Genomic DNA, 15351 nt, shown 5'->3' with positions numbered 1-15351 from the left:
AGCGCAAATCAGCCTGGTTGCAGCAGCTTTCGTCGATGGATCATGAAGATGATGATCCAGGCACACAATGGAATGCAGACGCACGCGAACGCGAAAAGCAACGCATGTCTCCACGACAGGCATGGCGCGCCATTCAGGCAGCCATGCCGAAGAATGCCATCATGTCCACTGATATCGGAAACAACTGTGCCATCGGCAATGCCTATCCAACATTTGAAACCGGGCGCAAATATCTGGCACCCGGCATGTTCGGTCCATGCGGATACGGCTTTCCGTCCATCGTAGGTGCCAAGATCGGCCAACCCGATACACCTGTGGTTGGTTTTGCAGGGGATGGTGCTTTTGGGATCTCGATGAACGAAATGACGTCCATCGGTCGCAAAGGCTGGCCAGCCATTACGATGGTCATTTTCCGCAACTACCAGTGGGGTGCAGAAAAGCGCAATACAACGCTTTGGTACGACAATAACTTCGTTGGGACCGAGCTCAATCCAAACCTGAGCTACGCCAAAGTGGCGGATGGTTGTGGCCTTGAGGGCGTCACTGTTGATACCCAGCAATCGCTCACTGAAGCCTTGCAGAAGGCAATTGATGATCAGTCCAAGGGGGTTACGACCTTTATTGAGGTCATACTCAATCAGGAGCTGGGCGAACCTTTCCGTCGCGATGCGATGAAGAAGCCGGTTGTCGTAGCTGGTATTGATAAAGTGGATATGCGCGAGCAGATGCCTGTTTAACGATGATGCCGGGAGGCTTTCCTCCCGGCCTTTCATGAGATTTTGCCATGCTTCCGTTGGAAAGAATTTTTGAAAAAGCCCGATCACAGCCACGTCACATTGTTCTGGCGGAAGGCGAAGACCCGCGTGTCATCCAAGCTGCCCTTTGTGCAGAGCAGGAGAAAATTGCGCATATTACTTTGCTGGGGTCGGCTGATGTCATAGCTGATCAGATTGCAGGAACGCGGATACAGATTATTGACCCGGCAATGTCTGATAAATACGCGGATTATGCCGATAAGCTTCATCAATTACGGCACGCCAAGGGCATGACGGAAGAGCAGGCCTTGAAAATAGTGAAAACTCCGCTTGGTTTTGCAGCCATGATGGTGCGCGCGGGCGACGCGGATGGAACTGTCGCCGGTGCCGTTGCCACAACAGCCGATGTTGTCCGCCACGCCTTGCAGATTATCGGAAAGGCGAAAGGCGCATCGCTTGTTTCGAGTTTTTTTCTGATGTTGTTGTGCCAATCATATCATCAGAAAAAAGGGGCTTTCATTTTTGCGGATTGCGGCCTTGTGGTCGAGCCGGATTCCGGCCAACTGGCCGATATCGCCATGCAGTCAGCAGACTCTTTTAAACAGCTAACCGGGAAAGACCCGGCGGTCGCGATGCTTTCATTTTCGACCGGTGGCAGCGCCGCACATGAACGCGTCTCAAAAGTTATTGAGGCGACCAACACTGTGCGTGCAAGGAGACCAGATCTTTGTGTTGATGGCGAGCTGCAATTCGACACTGCATTTGTTGAAGCAATCAGTCATGCGAAGTCACCGGAGTCTCCGCTCAAAGGGAATGCAAATGTCTTTGTGTTTCCCAATCTGGAAGCCGCCAATATAGGCTATAAAATTGCGCAGCGCATCGGCGGAGCACAAGCCATCGGCCCCGTGCTTCAAGGTCTTTCAAAACCCGCCAACGACCTCTCACGCGGATGTAGCGCCGATAATATTCTTCACATGATCGCAATGACCGTCAATCAGGCAGGTTGAAAGATATCCGCTACATATGATTTCAACGAAAGCATCGAGGCCTTCTCGCGCTCCGATGCAGCTCTGCCAACCGATGTAAAAATACAAATAGCAATGCGATGAGCGTCCAAAGGATTGACAGTCAGTTGATGACTTTTCAGATCTCGCTAATTAATTTCGAATGCGAAAGAACCCGAGCGAAGAATTTTGAGTTCATGTGGGAGAAGAGATCGACAGCCGGAGAGGACAAGAACTCGGCTGCCATTTCGTTGGCCACAGGAAGAAACCGAAAAATGCCCGTGTTTTCCATACCCTCGCGTTCGGTTGATACGACCATCACTTCTACTAGGAAAACCAGGAAAGTGGGGAACTGTTCCTCAAGCGTTCAGGTGAATGCCGAAATATTAGAAAACCTCATTCCTCCTGACATCAATACGCTTATTTAGCCCAGCGACCTTCGTATTTAAATTCCGGTGCTTTCTGTATTTCATCTTTGGTCGAATTCATAACTGCGGACCATTTTTTCTCATCGTCAAAATAAGTGATATCCACTGCTTCCGGGCTAACAACGACATACTTTTCCCCCACTCCCAGAAAACCACCTACAGATATGATATATCCTGCAAGGTGGCCGTCAGAAATAATCAAATCCTTGATTTCACCAATCGTCGTATTGTCGCCGTTTAAAATGCTAAGGCCAATCAGATTATAGCTAAGAACATCCGTTGGCTTTGCTGTTACAAAAACTTCTGTTTCCGTTTCTTCAGTCATCGTAGCGGTCTGGGCATTCGCAAACGACACGATAGCAATTGTAGCGGCAGCAGACAGGATAAAACGGCGCATATTCATTCTCCGAAACGGCATTATGACGTGTTTGTCACGACCGAAATGCACGGGATGAGATTTTTGTTCCGATAAAACCTTTCTGCAAAGCAGCAGGCACGCATGAGTTGAATCCACATTCAAATATCCACGAGAAATGAGCACTCGCAGCTCCCGTAAATATAAAGACCGTAACCTTACGTTACTGGATATCTGGATAATTTTATTCAAGTACGAGCTAATAGTCCGCTAGATGACACATCCTTCCTCCCAATAACCGAAGATGTTAAATCTATGAGTGACAATTACACATTGCCGGATTTGTCTGGCGTTATCCCTGTCCGACCAATTCAAATTAAAAAGCATGGATTTGCGGATAGATGGAAATTGCTATTACTGGCAATCATATTCGCAATCATCTCAGTTGTTGTAACGGTTTTGTGGGGACCGGGACTTTACTCTGATTATCTAATCAAGAACGACCCTCTTATTATTGAAGATTCCACCATTTTTGATGGAAGCTGCCGCAGCAAAAAGATGATCACCGATTGCAAAGCCACGCTTTCTTATCGTTACGAAGGCGAGACAAAACTCAAGACTGTCGACTTTTCCTTTGTAAGTCTGTCGAGTGGTGATTATGAGACAGACGTCGTCGTGCAAAAATCCAACCCAGACAATGCGACACTTACTTTAGCTCTCGATGAATTCTGGAACCGCCTGAGCGTAGGCGTTGTGCTTGTTGGCATCATGGTTGGCTGCGTCATCCTCTTTATTAAACGCTTTCTCCAAATTTCGAGCGCCATTTCCGCAGCGAAGACAGCATCACCGCTCCAGCTTTGCTGGGCAAAGATTGTCTCGCGCAAAGACAGCTTGGGGCGCGTTAAAGTTGGTTATACTCCTTTGCTAAAGGCTCATAAGAAGCGGACTATTCTTTCAAGCTTCGCGAAGACCGAGACGCCTTATCTTTACTATGATGAAAAGACTAACGAGACTTTTGGCCTGGCCGTGGCCCGCGCAGAAGGTACGTTACCTGTTCTGCTGGACGAACGGCTTGAGCGGATCGATCTGATGCCAAACGAACGTGGAAAAGCGGAACAGCTACTCACAAGTCGACTCTCCAGCTAATTGCAAAAGAAACAGCCATAGACCCGTTACTTGAAAACATGTTGGCGTTCGCGAGCGCCCCTTGTCGAAACAACGTGCTGATACATATCGTTAAATATTCTGTCAGACAGGGAGCACTGAAATGGGTGACGCAGGTATAGGCTGGATAGCAGCAATTATCATTGGTGGCCTTGCAGGCTGGATCGCATCCAACTTCATGAATAGCGATACCGGCATATTCATGAATATCATTCTGGGTATTATCGGCGCTGCTATTGCGAGCTTTATTTTCGGCTTCCTTGGCGTATCCTTTGGCGGATGGCTTGGTTATCTGGTAGCGGGCTTCATAGGTGCATGTATTCTCATATGGATCGGGCGAGCGATCAGTTGACATGTTTTGAAAATTCAAAAGCCCCGTTTTCGGGGCTTTTTTGTTGAATACATATTCTTCTCATCTAAAAAAATGCATCAACAAACAGGGCCAATAAATATGGCTCAATTTTAGTTTTCTTTTACATTGAAACCTACCAAACATTCTGTCTATTAAAGGTCACATAAACAGATTTCGGAGTGGTGGGGTGATACGGATACTGTTTCTTCTGCTTGGTCGCGAGATCATACAGCGGCATTGGAGGACATTGCTTGCAATCTCCATCCTCTGGATCGTCGGCGGAGCGCTCATCATCATCGATGCTCTGGATGGCAAAACCGTTATTTCAGCACGCCTATTTGGCTATTTTCTGCTGCCCGAAGCCGCCTTATGCCTGTTTGCAGCCTTTGCCAGTTACGGCACGGCCCGAAGAATGCGTATCGTGCAGGGTGTAGCCCTCCTTGGCGTCAGCATATTGATTATTAGCTCAACACCGGCGAGCAATTTCGCGCTCGCTATACTGTTCGGACTATGCTTCCTCATTGACGGCATAGTCCGCATTGGCAGCGCTTGGGTTGTACGTTATCCACGCTGGAAAGTAGGACTGATTGGCGGCATCGTCGAAGTCTTGCTGGCCATCGCAACGCTCCAGCCTTGGCCTACCTGGTATGAAGGTACGGTTGGCACCAATGTCGGTGCGGTACTTGTACTAACTGGCATCGGGCTTCTGAACATAGCCTTCCGGATAAAACGCCTCGAGGATGGTGCATCACTCACAAGCATTCTGAGCCGCAATCCTTTCAATCACCGTGCCGCACAGCTTTATAGAAAGCGCAATGCCAGAAATCGCAAGCAGTTGACCGTTCATGTCTGGACGCCAACTGGTACAGCAATGACATCTCTCCGTCAGCGAGCGATCAACCGTTATATTGCTGCCATCGACGGCAACGGCGTTATCTCGACCGGTCATGCCGCACTTGAAATGTCCCCTGATCTTTACATCAGCCATTATCCCGCTGCCGAAATCGACCGCAATCCCGACGAGTTCAGTCGCACTTTGCGGGCTACAGCGGATAACAACGTACCCGGTCGCTTCCTCCCGAGTTATGAAGTTGAATCAACTGAATGGTGCCCTTCAACGGTTCAAGTTGAGATCAAAAATATCGATGCAGCTCGACTACGCGCATTCTGGAAACATTATCGCGCTAACGACACCTATAATCTCACAAACAGAAACTGCTCCAGCGCCGTTGCGGATGCTCTCGATGCAGCTCTCGAAGGTGTTTATCGCGAACATAGATGGCCGGTTTTCAGAGCCTTGCAGGCAATCGTTTTTCCTGAGTTGTGGGCAGCGGGTTTGATGCGTAAACGTGCTGAATCCATGGCCTGGACGCCGGGCCTTGTACTTGATTATGCGCGAGCGCTATCCGCATTGGTCGACTCTTCCGGCCGTTCGTCTCACAAGCAAAGCTTCCGTCTTGTAAAGAAGTATTCTCGACGCAATTCGAAAGCGACCATCAGCTGAAGCCTAAAGCTTGGTATGATTTACAGCACTTCATTTAACTTGATTAATTTACTCATGTTAAATAAGTTTGATTGATCGAATTCATGGTATCAATCGGATCAAACAATCGTGCATTTTCCCACTCATATTCAGGCCCGCATCGCAAAATCACTCTTCACTTTGATGGTCTTTTTCGCTTTTCAGCAGGCACCTGCACTCGCGGAAACCAAAGAGGCATCACGTATTGTCTCGCTCGGCCCGGATGTCACGGAAATCATCTTTGCACTGGGTGCAGGCGATAAGATCATCGCAGTTGATCGCAGCAGCAAATACCCAGCCGAGACTGCCACGAAAGCCAATGTCGGCTATCGCCGCAGCCTGTCGCCGGAAGGCATCCTGACACTCAACACAGATCTCATCATTGCATCCGAAGACATTGGGCCACCGGAAACAACCGATGTACTCAACCAGTCAGCGGTCGAGATCCTTTATATTCCGGTCGATAACAGTCGTGCGGGCTTGGTCAGAAAGATCAGGCTCATTGCAAAACGCCTCGACCTCGAAAAAGCAGGGGATGCTCTGACGCAGAAAGTCATCGACGATTTTGATGTCGCGACGGCTTATGCCAGCAAGATATCGGCAGAGAAACAAAAGAAAGTGGTCTTCTTTCATGGCCTGGCACGTCTGAGCGGCGCGGGCAGTGATACGGCTGCCGATGCTTTCATCCGTTATGCAGGCGGGATCAATCCGCTGTCCGTCTATTCCGGCTATAAGCCTGTATCGGAAGAATGGCTGGTCAAGGCTGAGCCCGACGTCGTTCTGATGCTTTCAGATGGAAGTGGCGGGCCAACCCGCGAAGAGGTATTCTCGCACAAAGCCTTGCAGCAAACTCCAGCCGCTAAAAGCCAGTCGCTCCTCGTGCTTGAGGGGCCATATATGCTGGGATTTGGTCCGCGTACCGCCGAGGCCATCCGAAAACTAGCCGCAGCGCTTTACGAACAACCAATAAAAAAGCCCCTCCAATAGAGGGGCTTTCTGTTTTGTATTTACGCGATTACGCGAAGTCTTCTGGCAGAAGTTCCTTCGGGAAGTTCTGATAGGAAACCGGGCGCAGGAAGCGACGGATCGACATCGTGCCAACGCTGGTTGCACCGAAGTTGGTGGATGCCGGGTATGGTCCGCCATGAACCATCGAGTCGACCACTTCAACGCCAGTTGGGAAGCCATTGACGAGAACACGACCTGCCTTGCGTTCCAGCACTGGAAGCAGCTTCTGTGCAGAGGCGATGTCACCACCATCCATATGAATGGTCGTGGTCAGCTGACCTTCAAAGCCGCGCGCGAGCTTTTCCATCTCGTCGACCGAACCCACGCGAACAACAAGTCCGAGAGGACCGAACACTTCTTCACCAAGCGCATGATCGGACAGGAAACGTTCGCCGGTGGTTTCAAACAGATTTGGCGAAACCTGACGGCCCGATGACTCGGTTTCATACAGTGGCTTGACTGCATTGCGCGTTTCAAAACGCTCTTTGCCGTCATGATATGCCTGCGCAATACCGTCGGTCAGCATGGTCTGCGGAGCAACCTTCTTGAGACCTTCAACAGCAGCTTTTGTGAAGGTATCTGCATCAGCTCCGTCAAGAACGACTGCGATACCAGGATTGGTGCAGAACTGTCCTGCGCCCATGGTCAGCGAACCGGCCCAGCCCTGTCCGAGCGTTTCAGCACGGGCTTTCATAGCTTCTGGCAGCAGGAACATCGGGTTGACCGAGCCAAGCTCACCAAAGAATGGAATTGGCTCAGGACGTGCTGCGCAAAGATCGAACAATGCACGGCCACCAGCCAGCGAACCGGTGAAGCCAACAGCCTTGATGTTTGGATTCTGAACCAGCGCATGGCCGACATCGCGGCGTCCGCCCTGAATGAGCGAGAACACACCCGGATGAACGCCCGTCTTGGCAATAGCGGCTTCAACAGCCTGTGCCACGATTTCACCCGTTCCTGGATGTGCTGAATGGCCCTTTACAACCACAGGGCAACCGGCAGCGAGGGCTGCTGCGGTGTCACCACCGGCAGTCGAAAATGCCATTGGGAAGTTCGATGCACCGAAAACCGCTACAGGCCCAATTGGACGCTGAACCAGACGGATTTCAGGACGTGGCGCTGGCTGACGATCAGGAAGCGCTGCATCAAAACGGCGATCAAGATAATCGCCTTTTTCGATATGGTCAGCGAACAGGCGCAGCTGGCCGGTGGTGCGTCCGGTTTCACCCTGAAGACGCGCTTCCGGCAATCCGGTTTCCTGCGAACCGATCACGACGATATCAGCAATGCGTGCTTCAATTTCATCAGCGATTGCACGCAGGAAAGTAGCGCGTTCGGCGCGGGTCGAATAACCGTAAGACCAGAAAGCGTCTTCGGTTGCTTCGCAGGCGCGATTCACCAGATCGACTGTACCGACTGCAAACGAATGAGCAGGCCCACTTGCTGGTGAAGATTCAAAAGTGCCGGCTCCGTCGAGCCATTCGCCAGCAACAAGGTGTTTTCCTTTGGGCGTAAATGCCATTCGTACATCCTCCTGTAGAAATCGACGTGCAATTAAGCCAGTATCCGGCTGCATCTAAATTGCACTTGCCTAATGATTGTATACCCCAAATGTTTGTATACAGTGTGTGCGCAGATATCAATTGCCTGTGGGCCCCTCCCGTCAGGCACAGCCATGAAAGACGCATGATGAGCGAGACTACCATCCTGAGCATTGCCACGCTTCACGAACGCGTAGAGGCGATTTTTCGTAAAGCAGGGTTGAACGCTATACAGGCTGCGGCCGTCGCTCGTGTGATTGTTGCGGGTGAACGCGATCACTGCAAATCTCACGGCATATACCGTATCGAGGGTGCGCTTCGCACAGTCAAGGCCGGGAAGGTAAAAGCAGACGCAATTCCAGAAATCGTGAAAGACGAAGCCTCCAGCATCGTGCGCGTCAATGCGAATTTCGGCTTTGCAAACCCGGCTTTCGAACTGGGCGTACCAGCACTTGCCGAACGCACGCGTAGAAACGGTATCGCAGCGCTTGTAATCAATGACTGCACGCATTTTTCGGCACTCTGGCCTGAAGTTGAAGCGCTGACGAGCGAAGGCCTTGCCGCACTCGTCATGTGCCCGAGTTATGCAACCGTAGCGCCCACCGGCGGCAACAAGCCGTTGCTCGGCACCAATCCTTTTGCCTTTGGCTGGCCGCGCAAGGAAACATCGCCTTATGTCTTTGACTTTGCCACCTCTGTTGCGGCGCGTGGCGAGATCGAACTTCATCGTCGTGCTGGTAAACAATTGCCGGAAGGCTGGGCGCTGGATGCGGAAGGCAACCCAACGACTGACCCGGAAACAGCACTTGCGGGTGCTATGCTACCGTTTGGCGGGCATAAGGGTTCCGCGATCAGCACAATGGTTGAACTGCTCGCTGCGATCATGATCGGCGACCTGACCAGCCCCGAAGTGCTCGACTTCCTTGGCACCACCACATTGTCGCCGGTGCATGGCGAACTCATCATTGCATTTTCACCGGAAGCCTTTGCCAAGGGCCGCCCCGGCGATCCATTTGCCCGTGCGGAAGCGTTCTTTGAGGCAATCGTCGGTCAGGGCGCGCGCCTGCCGTCACAACGCCGCTTCAAGGCACGCGCGGAATCTGAAAGCGAAGGCGTCAAGCTTACCAAAGCGGAAACCGATCAGCTTGATCTGCTGCTAGAAAAAGGGTTGGATGCGATCTCCTAATACAAAAAAGCCCTCCGAAAGGAGGGCTTTTTACTTTCAGACTATATTCAAGCCGCGTATTTCTGAACGGCGCCCGGGAGCTTGCTCCACTCGGCATACCAGCTGTTGAACAGCTTGAACTGCGCTTCGACATAGCCGCGCTGGCTGTCGGAAAGAGCATCTGTTTCGTTGAAGTGCAGCGTGTATTCCTTGTCGCCCTTCAGAACCATCATATGCTTGAAATAGAGCACCAGGTCCGGACCTTCATCGAAGGAAGAAAGCACAGCAAGCGCCTGTTCGAGTTCAAGCGCACGCTGACGTGCATCAGCATCGCCCGCAGCTGCAGCCTGCGACAGCTTGCACATCTGAATGACTTCCTTCGGCAGAACATTGCCGATGCCGGTGATGGCGCCGGTTGCACCGCAATTGACGAAGCCGTGGAACACAGCCGTATCAACACCGATCATCAGCGTGACATTATCGTCGCGGCTGGTGATGTTTTCAGCTGCATAACGCATGTCGGCAGGGCCGCCGAATTCCTTGAAGCCAACAAGGTTCGGATGCTCTGCGCGCAAAGCGAAGAACAGATCCGCGCGAGTGGCAAAGCCATAATAAGGGCTATTGTAGATCACAGCTGGCAGATCAGGTGCAGCCGACAGGATCGCCTTGAAATGCGCTTTCTGCGCTGCAATCACCGAACCACGCGACAGAACGCGCGGGATGACCATGAGGCCCTTGGCGCCAACCTTCTGCGCGTGTGCTGCATGCGCTGCGGCAACAGCTGTGTTCACAGCGCCGGTTCCAACGATAACAGGAATACCTGCAGCGGTCAGGCGAGCAACGCCTTCCATGCGCTGTTCATCGGTGAGGAGCGGCCAGTCGCCCATCGAACCACAATAAACGACAGCCGACATACCAGCGGCGATCAATTCCTTACCTTTGCGCACCAGCGCATCATAATCGGGTGTGCGATCATCCTTGCAAGGGGTCATCAGAGCCGGAATCACGCCGGAAAAGATATTGGCAGCCATCTAAAACTCCTCTCAGAGCATTTCCGTCATGCGCGAAGCGACGTGGATCGGAAAATGCAACAAAACAAAACCAGAGTGACTGAAGCACTGGCGACGCAATGGCGCCTGTCAGTCTCTATAACTGATATATCAGTCTGTATTTTATTTGTCGACAGGAATTATGTGGGGCTACAAACTTATTTCCAGACGGTCATCGCGCATCACCAGTTTCTGAACCTGACGCACGATTTGCTCTGCATGTTCATGAGCCAGCTGTTCGGCCAGTTTCATGTCCCGTGCAGCGATTGCGGCGATCATTTCTTCATGCTCCTCCACAAAACGGCGGGGCAATTGATCATTATAGGACTGATAATAAAGTCGCAGAATGCGCCGACCTTCATCTAGCAAACGTTTGAAAAGGCTCGTGAAATAGGGATTGCGCCCAGCCTCTGCAATTGCAAGATGAAGTTCCGCATTCGTTGCAATCATCAAAAGTGCATCCTGCGCTTCCACAGCCTTGGTGAACTCGGCCTGATGCAACGCGATGATGTCCAGATCTTCCTGCCGATGGTTCTTGGCTGCAAGCTGGGTCGTGACGCGATACATCAAAGTCAGCGCGTCGAAATAGGTATGCATGTTGAGGAAATCGATGTTCGACACCATGGTCGAGCGATTTGGCAGGGTGTCGATTAGGCCCTCGCCTGCCAGCCGCACCAAAGCCTCACGGATTGGCGTACGGGACATTTTGAACCGCTCTGCAAGCTGGACCTCGTCGATCGGGCTACCGGGAGGCAGCACCAGATCGAGGATTTCATCGCGCAGCAGGTCATAGACCATTTTCCCGCCAGAACCGCGCTTGCGTTCAGGGATGGCGTTCGTATCGCTTTCCGTCATCGGCATCTCCTTTAAAGCATTTCCAGCAAAAGTGCGTAGCGGTTTTGCGTAGGATAATGCGACAAACAAAAATCACGCAAATGGTTCGGTTGGTCCCTTGGCGGGCTGCGTAAACCACTGCGCGCCTTCAGCGCTCATGTAAATATGATCTTCCAGACGCACGCCAAACTGTCCCGGCACGACGATCATCGGCTCATTTGAGAAGCACATACCCGGTTGAAGCGGCAGCTGATTACCACGAACAATATAAGGTGCTTCATGGATTTCCAGTCCCAGACCGTGCCCCGCACGATGCGGAAGACCGGGGAGCTGATAATCTGGCCCTAAGCCATGCTTGACCAGCACGGCGCGAGCGGCATCATCGAGGCTGGAACAGGCAGCACCAATCTTCGCAGCATCGAACACGGCTTGCTGCGCCTGCCGTTCAATTGTCCAGATGCGTTCAAAATCAGCTGTCGGCTCGTCCAGCATATAGGTGCGGGTCAGATCGGAATGATAACCATCGATCCGGCAACCGGTATCCACTAGAATAACATCGCCATTTTTATAGAACTGTTCGCCATCCGCGCCATGAGGCAGAGAGGTAGCCTCGCCAAAGGAAACGATACAGAAGGTCGAGCCGCCACCAGCGCCCAGTTCACGATGCTGCTCGTCGATAAAGCGCACGACATCGGAGGCGGCTATGCCCGGACGAATGAACTGATGCGCGCGGCGATGCACTTCCAGCGTCAGCCCCATGGCATATTTGATGATGTCGATTTCGGTCTGCGACTTGACGATACGCTGTTCACGAATGATCGGGCCAGCATCCACAAGACGGTCCGCGCCAAGTTGTCCACGCAAAGCGTTGTAAACAAAGAGCGGTACAGCATCGTCAATGGCGAGCGTTTCACCGGCTTTCAGCATTGAGGCAACGAGGGCTGCACTGTTTTGCTCTTCCTGCCAGATGCGGATTTCTCCAGCCAAATGCGGTAGGCTTTCCACACGGCTCTGCTCAAAACCCGGAACGATATAGACAATCTCGCTTTGCGTAATCACTGCGCCAAGCAGGCGCTCGCTCGAATGCCAGACAAGGCCCGTGTAATAAAGCAGGCTCTCGGTCGACCCAAGCAGCAAGGCACCAATGTTTGTTTCGCGAAGACGACGACGCAATACGTCGATACGCTCCAGCCGCTCATCATTGGAAATGCTTGGATATTGGGTGGTGAGAGACATTGCTTATTCCTTTCAGCCCGCCACGGACTCTGTGACACGCTGAAAGGATAAATCTCTGTACGCAATTTGTCGACAGACAGAGCATTTCCAGCAAAAGTCCGAAGCGGTTTTGCGTTGGATAATACGAAAACGAAAGAAAAAAGCGGTTCTGGAAATTCGGCTTCCACAAGAACCGCTTTAGGTTTTCACCAAACCTGTGCGCTTGAGCAGTCCCATAAGCAGAAGCGGCAGCAGTGTCGTCAACAGGATCGCAATGAACGCCATGGCCATGCCAAGTCCAATTGATCCCTGTTCAAACTGACGCCAGATAAAGATGGAGATCGTCTGCATACCGACAGGCGCCACCAGTATGGAAGCAACCAGCTCACGCGTTGCCACCGCAAAGACCAACAGCATCGCAGTAATTAAGCTTGGCGCGATCAGCGGCAGCATAATGCGGCGAAAAGTCGTAAAACTGCTTGCTCCACAGACACGCGCCGCAGCTTCGAGATTATCACCAATCTGATGAAACGCAGCTGTCGCATAACGGATTGGCTGCGGCAGCAGGATACAGCAATAGGCAAGCAACAAAATGAGCGGCGTATTGTAAGGCGAGATGAGCAGTGATGGCTGGTTCCACGCAAGGATAAGACCGACGGCCACCACAACACCGGGAAGCGAATTTGGCAGCACTGTTAGAACATCGAGCCAGAAACGCCCACGGAAACGCATTTTCACAACTGCATAGGCAGCGATAGCACCCAGCAAACCAGTCAGAAGCGCACTTGCGACACCCAATGAAAGACTGTTGGTAAGCGCTCGCATAGCGCCCGCGCTGTTATCAGCGATATCTGCAAAATTATCAAAACCGAGATTGGACAGCGTCAGCCCGCCGGAAATGGTTTTCGACATGGCGGTAGCGAGGATGGCAAGGAGCGGTACGCCGGTTGCAGCAAATGCAACCACACCAAACAGGATGATGACAGGAACCTTGAACGCACCGAGATCGCGTTTGTCTTTGTTCTGCGGTTTACCGCCAGTCGTCACATAAGAACGGCGCGTCAAAATCCAGCGTTGAAGCATGAAAGCCGCGAGCGATAGCAACACCAGTGCCAGCGAGAACACAGCTGCACCCGAAAGATCAATCGGCCAGTCAGATATGCGAAGGTCGATTTCCGTTACCAGCACGTCGAAGCCCGAACGACTTCCAAGTGCAGCTGGTGTGCCATATTCCTCGATTGCCGAAGCGAATACGAGCAACAAACTTGCTGCAAGTCCCGGTGTTGCCAACGGCAGCGTAATGCGGAAGAACGATCGCCATGGCGACGCACCGAACACACGGCCCACATCGGAATAGCGTGCGCCGACCGCTTCAATCGTGCGTGACACCGCGAAATAGACCAGCGGAAACGTGTTGAGCGCCATCACGAATGTCATACCGCCAAGCGAAAACAGAAACGGTGCGAGGTTGAAGCCAGCAAGCTGATCGAGATAACCGCGCGGCTGCAAAGTCATGATCCAGCCAAGCGTCGCAATATAGGGCGGGATCATGAAAGGCACGAGCATCAGCACGTCCCAGACCAGCGCAAACGGCACTTTATAAAGTGCCCTAAACACGGCGAGCGGCACTGCGATGATAGCCGACAGCACGACGACGCTGACACCGAGCAGAATGGTGTTGCCGGTCATGCGCAGGAGCTTTGGATCTTCAAACAATGCAGGCAAATGCACAAAAGGCGCGCTGAACACGCCCTGCCCGATCTGCGGAAAAATGGCCTGCAAAACAATGAAAATAAACGGAACCGCGACGACAATGGCAAGGCCGATGACGGCCACAAGCCCAAGCGGATTTGCAGCGGTAGCGGTCTTAGCACTCATGATTGCCTCTGCGGTATTCCCCCCGCCTTGGAAAAGGCAGCGTTTTAAAAACAAAACAAAATGAAACGGCTCTCCTCAACAAGTGAGGAGAGCCGCCCGTTCATTACTTTTTCGCGCCGAAGATCGCGTTGAATTCCTTCAGCGTTTCGTTGCGCTTGCCATAAACAGCCTCAGCATTGATCTTCAGAATTTTGAGATCGCTGATCAGAGGACGGTTTGCAGCAACGTCGGAACGTGCAGGCATCAGATAGGCCTTTGCAACCATTTCCTGGCCTTCATCGGAAAGCATGTAATCGATGAACTGCTTGGCTTCGTCCTGATTTTTCGACCAGTTGAGGATCATGGCCGGACGCGGCGCAATGACGGTGCCCGATGTCGGGAAGATCACGTCAATGGCTTCACCCTTTGCCTTGCCTGCGAGCGAGATGTAATCGACAGCGCCGAAAACAGCGGCTTTCGCGCCCTGAAGCACAGGGTTCAGCGCTTCTGCATTGGCACCGGCAGCAACCGCGCCGTTTTCATGCAGATGCTTGAACAAATCCCAGCCCTGCTCCGCCTGCAGCGCTGCAACGAGTTCGAACGTTGCGCCCGACTGCGATGGATCCGGCAGGTTCACCAGATCCTTGTATTCCGGCTTGGCAAGATCAGCCCATTCGGTTGGCTTTGGCGTCTTGCTGTTCGGGTTCCATGCGATACCAAGAGCAGAAACGCCCTGTGCAACAGCGGTTTCGTTCTTCAGAAAATCAGGAACTTTTTCAGCATTCGGGCTGGTGTAAGCCACGAGCCAGTCGCGCTTGGCAAAATCGGTTGCTGTGTCCCAAGAAGCCGAAATCAGGACGTCGACAACAGGGTTGGCAGCTTCAGCTTCGATACGAGCCATGACCTTGCCGGTGGTTGCCTGAAAGACATTGACCTTCGTGCCGGTCTTGGCCGTGAAGCCAGCGGCCAGACCTTCAATCAGCTTGCCAGGACCAGCCGAATAAACGGTAATGTCGGCAAAAGCGGCAGTGCTTGCGAGCAAAGCGGCTGCGAATGCCATGCCTGCACCGAAAAGGGACTTCTTCATTAATCTCTCCTGAGA

The 15351-nt window shown here is 52.3% G+C and carries 14 protein-coding genes; 7 read left to right on the top strand and 7 right to left on the bottom strand.

The features are described from left to right. A partial coding sequence (locus ABWV94_RS21425; protein ID WP_353415280.1) for a thiamine pyrophosphate-dependent enzyme occupies positions 1-737 on the top strand: 737 nt, incomplete at its 5' end. Between the two features lie 47 nt (positions 738-784). Then, positions 785-1762, top strand: a complete 978-nt coding sequence (gene pta / locus ABWV94_RS21420; protein WP_353415279.1) for a phosphate acetyltransferase — start codon at positions 785-787, stop codon at positions 1760-1762. A gap of 417 nt (positions 1763-2179) precedes the next feature. On the opposite strand, the gene ABWV94_RS21415 is transcribed toward pta, so the two are convergent. Next, positions 2180-2584 carry a PRC-barrel domain-containing protein gene (locus ABWV94_RS21415; protein WP_007879917.1) on the bottom strand — a complete coding sequence of 135 codons (405 nt, stop codon included), beginning with the start codon at positions 2582-2584 and terminating at the stop codon, positions 2180-2182. Between the two features lie 273 nt (positions 2585-2857). Here ABWV94_RS21415 and ABWV94_RS21410 point away from each other — a divergent pair, with 273 nt between their 5' ends. The 4 genes from ABWV94_RS21410 to ABWV94_RS21395 all read left to right on the top strand — a co-directional run bounded on the left by ABWV94_RS21410 (position 2858) and on the right by ABWV94_RS21395 (position 6567). Next, positions 2858-3688 carry a hypothetical protein gene (locus ABWV94_RS21410; protein ID WP_162761709.1) on the top strand — a complete coding sequence of 277 codons (831 nt, stop codon included), beginning with the start codon at positions 2858-2860 and terminating at the stop codon, positions 3686-3688. 121 nt (positions 3689-3809) lie between these two features. Beyond that, positions 3810-4058 (top strand): GlsB/YeaQ/YmgE family stress response membrane protein, encoded by a 249-nt coding sequence (locus tag ABWV94_RS21405; protein WP_007879920.1) that lies wholly within the window; start codon positions 3810-3812, stop codon positions 4056-4058. Positions 4059-4245: 187 nt separating this feature from the next. After that, positions 4246-5562, top strand: a complete 1317-nt coding sequence (locus tag ABWV94_RS21400; protein WP_231195550.1) for an HdeD family acid-resistance protein — start codon at positions 4246-4248, stop codon at positions 5560-5562. Between the two features lie 108 nt (positions 5563-5670). After that, a complete protein-coding gene (locus ABWV94_RS21395) occupies positions 5671-6567 on the top strand; it encodes a heme/hemin ABC transporter substrate-binding protein (protein ID WP_113497564.1) in 897 nt (298 codons plus the stop codon). Positions 6568-6595: 28 nt separating this feature from the next. On the opposite strand, the gene ABWV94_RS21390 is transcribed toward ABWV94_RS21395, so the two are convergent. Continuing rightward, positions 6596-8110: an aldehyde dehydrogenase (NADP(+)) gene (locus ABWV94_RS21390; RefSeq protein ID WP_113497562.1), complete on the bottom strand. Its 1515-nt coding sequence runs from the start codon at positions 8108-8110 to the stop codon at positions 6596-6598. A gap of 167 nt (positions 8111-8277) precedes the next feature. Between ABWV94_RS21390 and ABWV94_RS21385 the strand changes: the two genes are divergently transcribed. Further along, positions 8278-9315: an Ldh family oxidoreductase gene (locus ABWV94_RS21385; protein ID WP_113497580.1), complete on the top strand. Its 1038-nt coding sequence runs from the start codon at positions 8278-8280 to the stop codon at positions 9313-9315. Between the two features lie 47 nt (positions 9316-9362). On the opposite strand, the gene ABWV94_RS21380 is transcribed toward ABWV94_RS21385, so the two are convergent. The 5 genes from ABWV94_RS21380 to ABWV94_RS21360 all read right to left on the bottom strand — a co-directional run bounded on the left by ABWV94_RS21380 (position 9363) and on the right by ABWV94_RS21360 (position 15336). Further along, entirely contained in the window at positions 9363-10325 is a 963-nt protein-coding gene (locus ABWV94_RS21380) for a dihydrodipicolinate synthase family protein (RefSeq protein ID WP_079213627.1), read from the bottom strand. Positions 10326-10493: 168 nt separating this feature from the next. Beyond that, positions 10494-11198 (bottom strand): GntR family transcriptional regulator, encoded by a 705-nt coding sequence (locus ABWV94_RS21375; RefSeq protein WP_007879932.1) that lies wholly within the window; start codon positions 11196-11198, stop codon positions 10494-10496. A 72-nt stretch (positions 11199-11270) separates the two neighbouring features. After that, the gene (locus ABWV94_RS21370; RefSeq protein WP_113497560.1) at positions 11271-12413 is read right to left on the bottom strand and encodes a M24 family metallopeptidase; all 1143 of its coding nucleotides are present in this window, start codon (positions 12411-12413) and stop codon (positions 11271-11273) included. Positions 12414-12590: 177 nt separating this feature from the next. After that, positions 12591-14270 carry an ABC transporter permease gene (locus tag ABWV94_RS21365; RefSeq protein WP_079213625.1) on the bottom strand — a complete coding sequence of 560 codons (1680 nt, stop codon included), beginning with the start codon at positions 14268-14270 and terminating at the stop codon, positions 12591-12593. Between the two features lie 103 nt (positions 14271-14373). Beyond that, entirely contained in the window at positions 14374-15336 is a 963-nt protein-coding gene (locus ABWV94_RS21360; RefSeq protein WP_113497558.1) for an ABC transporter substrate-binding protein, read from the bottom strand. Between the last annotated feature and the right edge of the window lie 15 nt (positions 15337-15351).

The organism is Brucella sp. NBRC 12953, assembly GCF_040369775.1.
Lineage (GTDB): Bacteria > Pseudomonadota > Alphaproteobacteria > Rhizobiales > Rhizobiaceae > Brucella > Brucella pseudogrignonensis.
The sequence above is the reverse complement of the archived record's forward strand: the minus strand, read 5'-3'. Positions and strand labels throughout refer to the sequence as shown.

Bases quoted from the DNA above. Each gene is read 5' to 3' on its own strand.
- ABWV94_RS21380 (WP_079213627.1), bottom strand. From the start codon at position 10,325: ATGGCTGCCAATATCTTTTCCGGCGTGATTCCGGCTCTGATGACCCCT.
- ABWV94_RS21385 (WP_113497580.1), top strand. From the start codon at position 8,278: ATGAGCGAGACTACCATCCTGAGCATTGCCACGCTTCACGAACGCGTA.
- ABWV94_RS21375 (WP_007879932.1), bottom strand. From the start codon at position 11,198: ATGACGGAAAGCGATACGAACGCCATCCCTGAACGCAAGCGCGGTTCT.
- ABWV94_RS21390 (WP_113497562.1), bottom strand. From the start codon at position 8,110: ATGGCATTTACGCCCAAAGGAAAACACCTTGTTGCTGGCGAATGGCTC.
- pta (WP_353415279.1), top strand. From the start codon at position 785: ATGCTTCCGTTGGAAAGAATTTTTGAAAAAGCCCGATCACAGCCACGT.
- ABWV94_RS21410 (WP_162761709.1), top strand. From the start codon at position 2,858: ATGAGTGACAATTACACATTGCCGGATTTGTCTGGCGTTATCCCTGTC.
- ABWV94_RS21415 (WP_007879917.1), bottom strand. From the start codon at position 2,584: ATGCGCCGTTTTATCCTGTCTGCTGCCGCTACAATTGCTATCGTGTCG.
- ABWV94_RS21360 (WP_113497558.1), bottom strand. From the start codon at position 15,336: ATGAAGAAGTCCCTTTTCGGTGCAGGCATGGCATTCGCAGCCGCTTTG.
- ABWV94_RS21405 (WP_007879920.1), top strand. From the start codon at position 3,810: ATGGGTGACGCAGGTATAGGCTGGATAGCAGCAATTATCATTGGTGGC.
- ABWV94_RS21370 (WP_113497560.1), bottom strand. From the start codon at position 12,413: ATGTCTCTCACCACCCAATATCCAAGCATTTCCAATGATGAGCGGCTG.
- ABWV94_RS21365 (WP_079213625.1), bottom strand. From the start codon at position 14,270: ATGAGTGCTAAGACCGCTACCGCTGCAAATCCGCTTGGGCTTGTGGCC.